Origin of the sequence: Halobacteriovorax sp. RT-2-4 (assembly GCF_047085445.1) — a bacterium.
Classification (GTDB): domain Bacteria; phylum Bdellovibrionota; class Bacteriovoracia; order Bacteriovoracales; family Bacteriovoracaceae; genus Halobacteriovorax_A.
Genome location: NZ_JBKIXY010000001.1, coordinates 1348952 through 1363392 on the forward strand (window position 1 = coordinate 1348952; position 14441 = coordinate 1363392).

9 protein-coding genes are annotated in these 14441 nt (G+C 35.1%); 1 reads left to right on the forward strand and 8 read right to left on the reverse strand.

Annotation, left to right across the window (positions count from 1 at the left end):
- Position 1 precedes the first annotated feature (1 nt).
- On the reverse strand, positions 2–1729 hold the full coding sequence (locus ACMAYL_RS06420; protein WP_103216355.1) for a hypothetical protein: 1728 nt from the start codon (positions 1727–1729) through the stop codon (positions 2–4).
- A 181-nt stretch (positions 1730–1910) separates the two neighbouring features.
- Between ACMAYL_RS06420 and ACMAYL_RS06425 the strand changes: the two genes are divergently transcribed.
- Complete coding sequence (locus ACMAYL_RS06425) at positions 1911–3053, forward strand: acyl-CoA dehydrogenase family protein (protein ID WP_103216354.1); 1143 nt, start codon at positions 1911–1913, stop codon at positions 3051–3053.
- Positions 3054–3086: 33 nt separating this feature from the next.
- Here the strand turns inward: ACMAYL_RS06425 and ACMAYL_RS06430 are convergent, their stop codons facing one another.
- The 7 genes from ACMAYL_RS06430 to ACMAYL_RS06460 all read right to left on the reverse strand — a co-directional run bounded on the left by ACMAYL_RS06430 (position 3087) and on the right by ACMAYL_RS06460 (position 14440).
- Positions 3087–5210 (reverse strand): hypothetical protein, encoded by a 2124-nt coding sequence (locus ACMAYL_RS06430; RefSeq protein WP_392990906.1) that lies wholly within the window; start codon positions 5208–5210, stop codon positions 3087–3089.
- Complete coding sequence (locus ACMAYL_RS06435; protein ID WP_103216352.1) at positions 5210–5806, reverse strand: tetratricopeptide repeat protein; 597 nt, start codon at positions 5804–5806, stop codon at positions 5210–5212. Before ACMAYL_RS06435 ends, ACMAYL_RS06430 begins: the two co-directional genes overlap by 1 nt.
- A gap of 11 nt (positions 5807–5817) precedes the next feature.
- Positions 5818–6438, reverse strand: a complete 621-nt coding sequence (locus ACMAYL_RS06440) for a hypothetical protein (RefSeq protein ID WP_103216351.1) — start codon at positions 6436–6438, stop codon at positions 5818–5820.
- Positions 6428–7321: a hypothetical protein gene (locus ACMAYL_RS06445; protein WP_392990903.1), complete on the reverse strand. Its 894-nt coding sequence runs from the start codon at positions 7319–7321 to the stop codon at positions 6428–6430. The genes ACMAYL_RS06440 and ACMAYL_RS06445 overlap by 11 nt, the downstream gene beginning before the upstream one ends.
- Complete coding sequence (locus ACMAYL_RS06450) at positions 7308–7850, reverse strand: hypothetical protein (protein WP_412462955.1); 543 nt, start codon at positions 7848–7850, stop codon at positions 7308–7310. The genes ACMAYL_RS06445 and ACMAYL_RS06450 overlap by 14 nt, the downstream gene beginning before the upstream one ends.
- Positions 7851–7861: 11 nt before the next feature.
- Positions 7862–9283 carry a hypothetical protein gene (locus tag ACMAYL_RS06455; protein ID WP_412470886.1) on the reverse strand — a complete coding sequence of 474 codons (1422 nt, stop codon included), beginning with the start codon at positions 9281–9283 and terminating at the stop codon, positions 7862–7864.
- A 165-nt stretch (positions 9284–9448) separates the two neighbouring features.
- Entirely contained in the window at positions 9449–14440 is a 4992-nt protein-coding gene (locus ACMAYL_RS06460; protein WP_412470887.1) for a fibronectin type III domain-containing protein, read from the reverse strand.
- Position 14441: the final 1 nt, after the last annotated feature.

Genomic DNA, 14441 nt, shown 5'->3' on the forward strand with positions numbered 1-14441 from the left:
TCTACTCCGAAATTATCCCAAAATCTAATGAAATACTTCCCTTAGGCATAAAGCTTAGCTCGATCTCATGTGGAGTATTATTAATCTCAACATGATTTTGATCGATCATTTTTTGGAAAACGTATTCCGATGGATATTTAATATTAAGTTTCTGTTTATAACTTGAAGGATTAAAAAAGCTGATGCGCTTTACCTTATCATACTTAAGGTCTGAAGACGCAACCGCCCTCTCCTGCCACTTGTATCTAACTTCACCACTTTGAGAAATATCACATCCAACATAACCTATGCTCTTTGTAACTTTTGACCAAAATGTATTTAACTCATCATCACTACACTCTTGAAAATCATTTGAATTAAAAATAAGAAGTCTTCCCTCACCCATTGTGACAGTATTGATCTCAGTTAGAAAGCGAATCTTTTCAACACTTAATTCATTTTCTAAGTAGAATGACTCCAGTCTTCTTCTTAAATTCTTTTCAAGGTATGCGATATCAATAAGTACTTTTCCACCGCTCATGAAGAGTTTCAACACTTTACCTAAAAGTTCAGCGTTGATTTCTTTTCCATTGAAGTAGAAAAATTGAAATGGGCTTTCAACAAAATCTTCCCAGTGGAACTCATTTATATCGCTATAGCTATAATTCCAACTAAATTGACTTTTACAAAAATCAATAAAGCCAGAAAATGCAATGATCTCTTTGCTCTTAAAGTCTTTCACATTATGAAAGATATTAACCGCATTTGAAGTTTTAAAAATAAATTCATTATCTGAAAGTATCGTCTTATCGTTATAGAATTCGTCCAAACGAGAAGAATTAATGACTTGTTTCTTTAAATCAGAATAGATCCCATTCTTATTTCGATTTGGAAGAAGAATTGATGAAGGAAGAATTCCATTATCCAAACTCTTAAGGGCATCATCAATAATCTTCGTATCACTTACTTGATCAAGCATTCGGTTTTCAATTGAATTCATCGATCCTTCTAAGAAGGAAAAGTTCTTAACACCTTGCCAGTTCTTGTCTAAAGAATGCTTAACGATATCAATATAGATATGAGAGATTGTTTCATTATATTCAATAATAAACTCATGCTCTTGTTCAGCAGTTATTTTCTCAAGCTTAAGTTCCGCCTTCTTCATTTCCACAAAACGACTAAATCCACTTTGGAATGCGATTGAGCGATCAAAAATATAAGAATGAAAGTGTCCATGAGAATAATGACCACAATTAGCACCCCATAAAGGAGCATTAATTCCACTTTCTTGAAAATATGAGTTTAGCTCAGAACAAAAGCGAGTAAATCCCTTATAAACACGTGGATCATAGAAGCTATAAAAGTTATGAATTGTTCCGTCACTATCAGCACTTGCGCGATTAAGGCCATATTGATCACAGCTAGCTGTTCTTGCTAAAAGATATGGAATTCCACCATTTGGTAAATAAGGTACTGGTGAAACAGGTAAAAGAAAGATAATTTCCTTATCTAGCTCTTTGCAAATATCATAAAGGCGCTTGAAGTCCGTCTCGGGCTTTTGCTTTGCAAAATCAATCTTATCCCCCGTATCAGTATGGAAGCTCCAATTAATCGGTACGATAATCTTGTCCGTTAAAGACGTTTGTTCAATTTTAGATTTCCAAAGAGAAGCTGAAGTTTTCCAGTAGAAAAACCAATTCTCTCCTGGAAATACCGTGTCCTCATCCTTGACTACAGGTGTTGTAAGCATCAATCGACTCCTTAAAAAAAATTGTAGGTCATGTAAAACACTTTGACAATTTCAAGGACTTACAATTTTTATCTTAAGCCTAAATATTGGATATTGTCTAAAAACATCTTTGGGATTATTGCCATAGGATGTAAGACACGGTAAGTTATTTTGATTAAAATAGACAGAGGGGATCATATATATGTGGTATTTCACAGAGGAAGAAAAACAAATCCAAAAAATGTGTCGTGACTTTGCAAGACAAGAACTAGCTCCTGTTGCAGAAAAGCATGATACTGAAGAAAGTTTCAATATGGATGCTTTCAAAAAAATGGGTGAAATCGGAGTTCTTGGAATAACTGCTGATCCTGAATATGGTGGTGCTGGAATGGGTGCACTTGCCGCAACTATCGTTATGGAAGAATTTGGAAAAGCATGTGCTTCTTCAACTCTTTCTTACCTTGCCCACTCTATCCTTTGTGTTAATAATATTGAAAATAACGCGTCTAAAGAACAAAAAGAAAAATACCTTCCAAAACTAATCACTGGTGAGCACATCGGTTGTATGGGTATGTCTGAACCAGAATATGGATCAGATGCTGTTGGTATTCAAACAAAAGCTGAGAAAAAAGATGACCACTACCTTCTAAATGGAACGAAGATGTGGATCACAAATGCACAATATGCAGATATTGCTTACGTATACACAAGAACAGGTAAAGAGAGAAAAAATCTTTCAACATTCATTCTTGAAAAAGACAAAGGTCACTTTGACTTTGGAAGCCCAATTCACAAGATGGGTATGCGTGCATCGCCTACAGGTGAGCTAATCTTTGACAACGCTAAAGTTGGTCTAGAGCAACTTGTTGGCAACGAAGGTGATTCAATTTACCACATGATGAAAAACCTTGAGATTGAAAGAATCACTATTGCAGGTATCTCACTTGGTATCGCACAAGCTTGTGTTGATCAGTGTATTAAATATGCAAACGAAAGATCACAATTTGGAAAAACTATTGGTGAGTACCAAATGATCCAAAAAATGATTGCGGAAATGGCAACTGAAACTGAGATGATGAGAAACTTCCTATACAACGTAGCTTACCGTTACGATCAAGGAGAAAAAGGTCCAGTAGTTGCTGCACAAGTAAAATTAGCTATTCCAAAGATGGCAACTAAAATTGCACTTGATGCAATCCAACTTCACGGTGGATATGGTTATTCAAGAGAGTTCCCGGTAGAGCGTATGATGAGAGATAATAAGCTTAACGAAATCGGAGCGGGAACAAATGAGGTAATGATTATGATTATTGCCAAAAATCTTCTAGCACAAGCAAGAATGTAAATAATAAAAAAGCAGCTCTAAGAGCTGCTTTTTTTATGCTACTTTTAATTCAGTTTGTGTTTCACCTGAACCATATAAATCAAGGGCCCAAGTATGGACGAGATTTTCAATCTCTGTCTTTTCATCTTTCTCTTTAGTAATACGTGTACGAACAAACTTAACAAAATCACGCCAGCTATCATCTCTACCAGCAAGGATTTTACTCTTTCTCATCTCATCACGTTCAACAGATTCAAATTCAATCTGCATTAGATCACGGGCCTTCGTTCCATCAGGAGCAAAAAGATCAAGATAATACATTCTCTCATTCTCATCCATTGCAAAAAGAAGTGAAACCTTCTTCCCTAGATCATAAGTAGCTAGAGACTCTTTTAAGAACTTTGTCGGTAACTCTCGTACTAGCTCGGAAGGAAAGTTCTTCTGGCTAAGTTGAGTGAACTCTTCAACATTAATATTCTGCTTAAGTGTATTGAAAATACTTCTTTCAACAGCAGAAGAAACATTTGGAAGAATATCATAAAGCTTCTCAACAAATGGTAGCTTTGACTTCGATTCAACATATTGTGAAAGAACTTCTTTAATACGAGCCTGGTTATCCCTAACCTCACTCTCTTGAATAATTACTGAAGACATTAAAATCTGATCAACAGTTTCTGGTTCACAACTAGAAAGAACTTCAGCGATAAAACTCTCACTTAAAGCATTAAGTACAAGTGAAACAATATATGGATCTTTTTCATAGATCTGATTGATCATATCAGCATTAAGCTTTAGTAATAAATCGTAAGTGTTAGGATCTTCAATAACTGAAGGTAGGATTACACTTTGTACGATTTGGTTACTAATAAAGTCATTTGCAATAGAAAGCTCATTTGCAGTAAGAGGCTTATTTAGTAAGTCTCTCCACGTTGCTTTTTCTGGCTCACTTAACATCTTGAAAACATCTGCTAGTGCACTATTATCAATTTGTTGTACAAGTGCTCTAAGAGCAGCATGTCCACTTTTAGAATCTTGAGCAATCCATTTTTTCACAAGAAGGATAGCTTCTTGTGGTGTATTATTAGCAAAAACTTTAAATCTCTCGATACCATTAAGAGAGTGAACACCTGCAAGGCCATCTCCACTACCACCACCGGCAGAGATCATCTCGCCCGCACCTGACTCATCATCAGATTCAGACTTGTCACTTTGCATAGTAAAATTACCACCAGCTTGTGAAGCACTATTTAATTCAAAGAATCTTGAAATTAGACGGTTACCAACAAATCCAATAAGTAACACACCGAGGACGATTGCAATGATATTTGAAACACTACTTAATGCTTTTAAGAAGTCACCTTTTGAAATGACATCTTCTTTTTGAGGAACATTAATAGTGTAAGAAAATTTAAAGTTAGGAGTAATATCATTCACACCAAGTTTAATAGACTTGATAAGACCCTCAATTCTAACTCTTTCATCCTTAGCAATATCATTTGGAAGACGTACTGAAATATTAATTTCAGAGATATTTTTAAAAATATCTATTGAAGTATTATACTTCCACATCTGTTCGATCATACTAGGCTTTGCCTTAGTAGCGTCTTTTAGCTTTTTAATTTGCTCAACAAGTTTCTCTTTCTCTTTAGAGAAATCTTCTTTCATTTGATTCATTTTATCTTTAGAGCTATCCCCCATCGTTAGAAGGATTTTTCCTGAAGGAGAGAAATCGTTGAAATCATCAATAAGAGGTGCCTCCATACCAAGGCGAGAAAATACAATACTCTCTCCGTAGTCTGTTTCAGGAACATCATTTGTAAACTTGATTTCAGCATCAGATTTTGTTTTCTTCTCTTCATCAGACTTTGCCATTTCAGCATCATCAGACATATCAAGAGTATTTCCATCTTTCCCGTTTACTCCACCATTGCTTCCTTGAGGAGCGGGATTGAGTGGAATACTAAAATTTGGAGTTTCAGGTGTATTCGTTACAATTTCTACATCAACGAAAAAATGTTCATGGCCCAGAATAACTCCGGTACCTCTTTGTAACTTATCGTGAACCTTCATTTCTAGTTCATTCTTTTGCCACTCAAGACTTGGTAAAACATTCATCTTCGGATTTGAAATTGCTGCAGAAGAAAGTAATAGTAATGAGATAAAAGCTAACTTCTTCATTATTTACCTCCTTCATTCTTAGAAACATTAAATTTCTTTTCTAAGTAAATCTTCATTTTATAGGCTTCTCTATTCTTTGGATTAATCCCAAATGCTTTACGATAAAAAGCAAGAGAGTTTTTAAAGTCTTTCTTCATATAAGAAATAGAGCCCTTCATTTCGTGAATAATTGAAAAATGAGGAAATTTTGCTTCTAGCTTTTCTAATTTTGCAAAAGCTAGGTCGAAGTTCTTACCTCTCATAAGTCTTAGTACGTCAAATAAATCACCTACTAGGAAATCGAAGTCTTGTGCTAGTTCGATATCTTTTTCAACTTTTAAATTAGCACTAATATCAATATCTGATTTCGCAAGCATTGGAACTGACAAACTGTAAGGCTCGAAGCCTGGCTTGAATACTTCAATTTGTACTGGACCATTTGCTCCATAATTGGTTTGCATTGTTTCGACATCAGTTTCATAAGGAGTTTTCCCAAGAGAAACTCTTTTTCCATTTTTATCAATAACATAGACATCACAATCACTAGGATCAGACTTAACATTAAACTTAGCAGCAAATACAGATGTAGATAGTAGTAGTAATAATAAGTACTTCATTAAAAAATTATTTATAGATATTGGCTAATACCTACAAATACCCCCATTTTAATTCCAGTTGTTTTAATTCCAGTTGCACGACTAACTGCCGCTTCAGCTTTAATTGTTCTATTCTTCCCCCAGCGCCATCCGCCACCAAGGTTAACTCCCAAATCAAAGAAAATATCTGAGTATTTAGCAGATTCGGTATTGTAAATAACATAACCAGGACCAACAAAAGCACCCCAATAGTACTTACTAGTCGGTGTAATCGTTAGATTCTGTCCATTACTTGTATAAGTGTACTTAGTTCCAATATCACCAAAGTACCAGTTCATTCCAATCGTCGTTGAGTAAACACCTGTTCCTTCCGCCGACATCATTGGAAGAACTCCACTAATGTAGTAACTCTTTTTTAATTCTGACTTAAATTCCCAATTCACTTGAATAGAAATTGCAGAAACAGCAGCTGCAGCAGCATCTGCACTTTCCCCACCAGTTGAACTACCGTCAGTATTCTGTAAAGTACTCTCATTTGGTGTTACCGAATAGTTCATCATTCCCAGTGATATACTTGCAGAATTAAAGAACTTTTCATTTGCAAAGATACTTGTACTCAAGAGAGTAAGTATCAATAGTTTCTTAAATGTCACTCACTGTTCCTTTTGAAACATGCCATCGAACACCATCGATATCGTTTACATTTAATGTGATTTTGAGTTTTGATTGATGATCAGCTCTAAAGTTTTTCACATAAATTGATGTATAAAGATCAGGAAGACGAGATTCCATCACCTTGCAAATATCGTTTAATCTCATCTTTCGACCATGCCAACTTACATTTGCTTGAAAGTCACCGTCTGAGAAATTGAAATTTGTAAAAACACCAGTTAACTGAAGTCCATTCTTCCCACGACTAAACTCAACCGAACATTTTGTATCTTCAGTTTTTAGATTAAGCACCCCATAAAGTAGCTCAACAAAATCTTTTAAAAGCATTTTTGCTTCATTTGTATTTGCATACAGAAGACAATCATCCGCATATTGAAAATCATTAAGTGTTAGATTATTGTTAATCCAGTTTAATCTTTTTCCAAACACTTCATCTTCAATAAAATTATAAGCATCAAGCTTCTTTGACTCCATTAGAGCTGTTCTTTTAAGTGAGATCTTATTCATTACATCAACAGGAATCTTATAGATCCAACCATAACGATAACCAGTCGACTGATCCATTGATGTATGGATGATATAGTCATTTAAAATATCATTACAGTTCTTAAAAAGGTTACTTGTATCTGCTAATCCCTTCTCTTTGCGAAAAGTTTTTTTGAAGAAAGCGTCCCAATTTCCACCTTTTAGATTAACGTTATTAAACATCTTTCTAAATTCAGAATTCACTTTGATAACTTGGTCATTTTCATCAATAACTACTAAAGCAATACCTGGAAGATTTTTAAAAACCTTAGTCTTCTTAGCTGTTTTTTCTAAATCAACCTTATGATTTGTATTGTCTGCCACATCAAAGAACTTCATTCATTACCTCGCGATTTCTAAACTGTAGAAAATCTTTTTCATCAATATTCTTATATTTTACTTTTAAAACTAGATTAGTTTTCTTCCCACTTCGTGTAAGTCTAATTGCAACTAGATTAGAGAATCCACGACGGCCAAAGATATCCCTTTGCATATTCGCCACAGTAGTACGAACATTACCAATATTACAAAGTTGTATAGTCATAAAACTTGGCGTTACGTAAAGCTTTACGGCTCCAATATCACCAATAACTCTCTTTAGTAGCTTCATTTCTTCGATTAGTAACTTTTGAACGAGATAAGCATTAATCAGTTCTTTCTCTAAACTATTTTGTAGAATTTTAACTTCCACATTTTTAATCTTAAGAGCCTTTACACATTGATCTCTAAACGACTTACTAAAAATTGAAAAATCTTTAACTTGTTGCCTTTGGTTATCACCAAAATAAATTAGTGTTTCCTCATGCGTTGGTCTCACTTCTGGAGATGCATTAGAAAATAGGCTTTCAATTTTTTCCTTAAAATCCATAATCATTATTCCTAATTATAAACTAGCCTTACGCCAAATATTTGATGAGATGTATCGAATGCCGATGATGCTGCAGATGCAAGATTTACAATTTCAACATACCCACCAAGACCAAATTTCTTATATAAATTAACTGAAAAATCGAGAACATATTTATCACCATCAAGTGGTGCAGAGTCTCCATTTGTACTTAAATCAGAAGATCCAATTAATGCCTTTTTATAAAAACCTTCGATAACAGTTTTTTTGGCGAAATGCTCGCTAATGTACTTAAATCCAAATCCAAACCAAAAGACATTATTGGCAAAACCAGAAACCCCGGCCCCTCTATCTTTAATATTGGCAAAACTAATACGCTCATATTCAGCATCAACTGAAGCAAAGAAAGAATCTCCTATAAGAAGTTTGTTATATGCTCCAAAAACAGACATACGAGGAGATATCCCATAAGGATTTTCACTAAGAATATTTGAAAAAGCACCACCAATAGAAAAGTATTCTTGCCACTCTTCTACTTTGTAATTACTTAGATATGTTAAATTAATACTCGTAAGATTTGTTCTTGTATCTACTGTTTCATTTGTACTTAGAGTGTTAGATGCTAAAGTTGTCTCTTTAAGATATCCAATCGCATAAAAGCTATCTGGTATAAGAGTAAGAGTAGAAGGTTCTACTTTTTCTGGTTTTACATTCATTCTTAAGTCTAGATCTGGTGATTTAAACTCACTAATTTTAACCTTATCTTCTTTTTTCTTTTTCTTTTTCTCTAATTTTTTGTTTTTTAGCTTCTTTACATCGGCACCAACAATAATTTCTTCAACAGCTGCAGACTCTTCAACTGAAAAAATACTAACGGCATTAGCATTTACAACTTGTGAATTTCTTTGTGAGTTAATTGCAGAAACTATATCAGAATTTAATTTCTTCTTTATTTTCTTCTTCTCTGGAGTTTCTTTTGAAGGACGTAAGCTTGAAGACCCATCTCCGTAGAATAGTTCATACAATAGTTTTCTTACTTCTAAGTGAAATCTCTTTCTTGGAACGTTATTTTTTGAAACTTCTGTAACAATCTTTCCATTTTGGATATCTTGAATTTTAAAATTTAAAACATAAGAGTTTTCACGTTCTCTTTTCGTTGAAATATCTAGAGAGAATGTATTTTGATAGATGGCCTCAGCACTATCCCCCATTAAAATTTCAAATGAAGATGTTCCTAGAACGATTTCCATTGCTGACTTACGAATAAGTGAAAGGTCTTGCCTTTCTATTCCCTTTGCCTGAACAACTCGAATCATCATGTAAGGAGTAATCTCTTCATCTTGAACAGTCGTCACTGAAGCGGCCTTAACATCGGCTGTTACAGCGTTTCCATCCTTTGCGAATGAAAGAGATGATAAGAGAAATGTTAGAATATAAATGTAAAACGAGTTCATCACCTATATATTCTAAATTAATAAAATATCAATTAATACAGGGCAAAAATCTCTTAAACCATCTGATTTTATTGAGTTTTTTATGAAGATTTTGTTAAGAATTAAACTAAAAAGAGGGTTTGTATTACCCAACTAATTCATTGTGGATAATACTTCCCTCTTTTTTTAAAAATCATCTTGAGAAACACGACATCTAGCTGCACCACTAAAGTCATCATAAGCATAAATAATTGTATCTAGTGGAAAGTCTTCCCCACCAACAATCTTAGACAAACTATTACAAGTACAATTATCACAGCTCTTAATAAACATAATGCTATCAGCTTCATTGTGCATATTTGTTAAATCACAACTAAAGCCAGGAAATAATGGTGCAATATCCTCTGGTGCGTCGGCCAACCAGTGTGGGAATGCAAAGAAAGGATAATCACTATTAGTATCGTCAGCATTAATTAAGTAATAGTCATTTAAGTCAATAAGCTCTTTTGCTCTAGTTCTGTTACCACCCTCTTTTCTAATTGTGCGAGTTGATCCCTCACAATTTTCAATGGCCTCTGATTTTGTAATAAAAGTAGGAGAACCAGATCCTTCAGGAAGAGCAAATTTATCTATAATTAATCTTCTCGAGTAATCATAAATTGCAGTCTCGTTAGGTATGACTACTTCTTTCGTCGTAAATCCATTAGGCATAGAAAGATATTGTTTACCTGATGAAGTTTCTCTAACAGCAACAACTCTTAAATAATAAAATCTATTTTGTAGCAGTCCTGTGATTTCAACATTCGGTGTAACACCTGCAGTTTCAACAAAAGTTAAACCAGTTGAGTTATATAAATCATTTAAACTACTTTCAAACTCACTATAGTAAACGCGATAAGAGATAATTGGTCCCCAGTCATTATTGATTGGTGAAAAATCAACCCATTCTAAATAAACTCTTCCTGTATCATCTGTTTCAACATTAAAGATTTCATTTGTCATTGCATTTGAACGGTTTGGTTCAATAAAACCTTTTACATAAATCGGCAGTGTCGAAACTGATGCCCTCTTACTATCGTAGTATTTTAAAATAGCATAGTTTTGACTTTCATCGACGTATTCACCAAGGTATGTTTCATCGAACGTGAATGTTACTCTCATCGTACAAGTACTAGTCGTATTGACATTGAAACCCCACTCTTCCTCTGGAAGACCTCCCCCTTCATCATCACCAAAGAAACAAGGTCGATTTAACTCAACCTGAATGAAGCCTTGGTTATAGACTGTATGAAAGTCACCTGCAGGAATTGTCGCACTTTGATTACCAACATACTCTCTATACTCTTTCAAGAAACTTGCTTTCTCATCACTTGGATTATTAAGATTAATATTCTTAATCAGTGATCCACTTGGATAAGAAGAAAGAATCGGGTGCGCAGGATTCGCATAAGTTCCAATATCAATAAAGTAAGCATTAGGAATTGTTCCACCTGATCCGTCACTAATATTATTTGTAATTAAATTCCCTGCCGCAACTTTGGCCGGATCAACTGCAGTAAATTGAATTCTAAACGATTCTGCATAGTACTGATCTGTACCAATATCATAAGAGAGAATACCGTAGCGAGTAGTCAAAGGTAACTCAGCAATACTGGCCTTATGCTTAACATCTGCAAAACAAGATGCTCCAGGAGCTAAGGTTGCTCCACAATTTACTGACTCAAGAGAATATCCCACACCTGCACCATTATTATCATGGATGGCCCCAAGAAGAGATGTCTTTAAGTTAAATTTCACATTATTAACTGTTGTAGTTCCTTCGTTTGTGAAAACGAGACGAGTTTTTGCATAAACATTTGAACCTCTAACGGCTTCCACCCCTACGGTTGTTGCAACATCATAGCCATTCATTTCAAGGTTATGAGTTGTTTCAGTGACATCTAGGGTTTCAGTATGTGAATTAGTCAGCTCATCATATTCAACAGTATACTTTTGAGACTTCATAGAAAGTCTTCCTGTATTTGCAGCTACTGCTTCTGCAACAACTAGAATACGTAGAGACTTAATATTATTTGTGTAAGCATAAGTATCACGATTAGTAAGAGTTTGAGATCCATCTCTATATTGAATTTCTAATTCAGTCTGAAATGTTCCTTGTACAGTAGGAGCAAATCCTAGTTCAATATTTGCCAAAGATGCTTGTCCAACATTCCCAGGCATTGACGTAACAGAGAATTCACTGTCACCATTTAACATTTGAGATAATGAAGAAGCTTGTTTTTCTCCAGCATTATAAAGTTGAAATGGTAATGTTACTGTATCTCCAGCATAAAAAGTTCCTGCATAATAAACATAGTCATAAGTTGTATCACGATACGGAGCAATTCTATTAACAGACTTTGTAGGTGCATAAGTAATAGGCTCTACAGCAGTACCTTTTGCAAGATCTCGATACATAGCTGGAATTGTGTAACTTCCAAAACTTTGTCCCCATTCTCCGGCCAAAGGAGAATGAGAAGGGATATTTACTTGTTGACGCCATAAAACCGCACTAATCATCGGTTGCGCCCCTTCTGGTACAAGTGCTGCTGATCTTCTTGAGTTTATAGCAACAGGATAATCTTGAGTCATATAGTATCCACCGTGCCCATCTAATTCAGGAGTGTATCCAGTACCGGCATCCGCAATCCCATCTCCATCGAAATACCCAAAATTGAAGAAATCTTGAACCATCATTCCACTACTATATTCTCTTAGCGCATGTGATCCATTTAAAGGCGCAGAAAAGTGACGTTGCCACCTGCGGTCGTTCGTAGTGTAATAACTATCTTCTCTTTTATCATTTGAGAGCTTTTCCAATTCAATTGTTAAACTACAAACCTCTCCAGGAGCAAGAAGTGAAGGTGCATTTGTCCCTGGTGAAGTTGATACTGGCCCCATCGCGCCACCAAAGTCCATAACGTCATAGCAATCCTTATCAACACCTGCCACAAGTGCAGAGCTTGGGTTATTAACAATTTCACCTCCAAATAAAGGTGTACTTGCATCAGGGGCCCAAAAGAAAGTCCCTGGAAAAACTAGAGGAGTGTTCAAATTAATGTATGTAATACCACCTGTACCAACATTTTCTAATTTTAAATGGAAGTAACGTGTTTCATTAGCTGTAACAGGAGGAGTTGTAATCCCTTCTGTCATTGTAAAATCAGAATAAGAGAGGAATCCTTTTCTAACGAGAAGGCCACGCATCTTCATTTCAATTTCACGATCAGTGCGGGGAGACATATCATCATTATAAGTTGTCCCATCTTTGTATTTGATTCTGAAAATTTTGTAACGATTTGGATAAGCTTCTAGTACATCGTACATTGCTGAGTTTTCTTCATTCTCAGCCGCTGTACTATCTGGGTTTGTTGATACAATTGGATTTAGATCAAATAAGATATCACATTGCCCATTATATGGATTTAGGTAGTCACACCCAGAGTTTTTCACGTTTTGGTAATAGTTATTAATATTATAACTTGTTTCTGTAATAACATTAGCAGTAGGTTGAGCTCCGTCTGTAATACTTACGACCTCACCAGAAGTTGATCCACTATTATTCACTCTGATTCTAAGTCTTTCTTTATAATTTGAATTTGCAATTAGAGAGATTCGACCTAAGTCATAATCAAATAGATCGTTATCAACGGTATCTGTATTAGTATATGTTGTATTCTTATACTCAATTACATTAAAGCTTAATTTAGCCGCAGCTAAGTAGTTAGCATCCTCAACAATATAATTATTTTCGTCAGCATCTAAGTCATTTTTAATAACGACATTATCTTTCCATGTTGAATCATAGCGAACATTAAAGCGGTAGTTATTAAAATTACCATCAGCTTCAAACTGCACACTAGGATGAAAAGTAACATTAAAGAAACAAGATCCACCTGGATCAGCAATCGTTCTACCAGCAACTTGCTTTAATGCTGTATTTGTAATTCGACCATCTTCACCACGAATATAGTTAAAATCATTTACATCAATAAAACACTTACTTGAATCGAAGAATTTAAAAGGAATTGTTGTCAGTGGAAGATCACTTGCACTACTCGTTAAATCTCCTGAAGGATCGCGACATACGAGATTATCGCCACCAGTACTTTCGTCTCTTAAACAACGTGCAACGAGCGTATTTGCAGCATTTCTTACGTCAATACTTAGAACAATCGCCTCTTTGTATCCCTTATTTGATACTTTTAATGTTTGAGTATCGATATTCCCTACAACAAGATCATCAAAACTTAAGTTAGGAAGACCACCGATTTGAATATCACCTTCAATTCGAATTGACTTAGCATCAAAGTAAACGTTAAGGGCATTAACACCACCCTCAGGGTCACGGCCATAGTCAAATCTAATATTTGAATTGTAATCAACATCAACATTGCCATCAGGTGCACCAACACCATAATTCTTTGCCTCAAATTCAACAAGAAGTTCACAAGTTTCATTTTGTAAGAGTACAGTTCCACATGTATTTGAAACAATACTGATCGCATTTGAAGTCGTGTTATCAAGCTTTGTCATTGTGATATTACGGGCCCTTAATTCTCCCGTGTTTACGACAACAAGTCTTTGGGAGAATACTTTTGGCTCTGTTCTTTCAACAACACCGAATGAATAATTAATCGTCTCCTCTTCAAATACTAATGATGCTGGAGTTCCTGTTAAGAACTTTAACTGAGTTGACTTCGAAAAATTATCGATTAGAGTTTTGTAGTTAAATTGAAGATCTTGCGTGTGAATACCTGAAGTACGAGCTTCATATCTTAACTTATAATAACAAGTTGCTTTAGAAGCAATAACGAGACCACAATCTCCACCAAAGCCTGGACTTTCTGATTCCCCTGCTTCGTCAGGAAAGAATTTAACTCCAGCAGATGAGGTTTGATCTATAAGTAATTGAGCATCACTTAAATTATAACCAGTATTATTCTTAACTCTTATAAGAATTTCGTCACCGAGTCCGCCAAGTAGGAACTCCCCTCTATCAAGATCTCCAACGACTGAAAATTCAACCGTACCGTCAACACCATCATTTAAAATTTCAGCTGTCTCATCTGCCTTCTCCACCGGAGTACACGAGATAATTGTTATAAAGAATAAGATCAACCAAACGTACTTCTTCATT

Excerpts from the sequence above, each read along its gene's own strand:
- ACMAYL_RS06420 (WP_103216355.1), bottom strand. The coding sequence starts at position 1,729 with ATGCTTACAACACCTGTAGTCAAGGATGAGGACACGGTATTTCCAGGA.
- ACMAYL_RS06425 (WP_103216354.1), top strand. The coding sequence starts at position 1,911 with ATGTGGTATTTCACAGAGGAAGAAAAACAAATCCAAAAAATGTGTCGT.
- ACMAYL_RS06430 (WP_392990906.1), bottom strand. The coding sequence starts at position 5,210 with ATGAAGAAGTTAGCTTTTATCTCATTACTATTACTTTCTTCTGCAGCA.
- ACMAYL_RS06435 (WP_103216352.1), bottom strand. The coding sequence starts at position 5,806 with ATGAAGTACTTATTATTACTACTACTATCTACATCTGTATTTGCTGCT.
- ACMAYL_RS06445 (WP_392990903.1), bottom strand. The coding sequence starts at position 7,321 with ATGAAGTTCTTTGATGTGGCAGACAATACAAATCATAAGGTTGATTTA.
- ACMAYL_RS06450 (WP_412462955.1), bottom strand. The coding sequence starts at position 7,850 with ATGGATTTTAAGGAAAAAATTGAAAGCCTATTTTCTAATGCATCTCCA.
- ACMAYL_RS06455 (WP_412470886.1), bottom strand. The coding sequence starts at position 9,283 with ATGAACTCGTTTTACATTTATATTCTAACATTTCTCTTATCATCTCTT.
- ACMAYL_RS06460 (WP_412470887.1), bottom strand. The coding sequence starts at position 14,440 with ATGAAGAAGTACGTTTGGTTGATCTTATTCTTTATAACAATTATCTCG.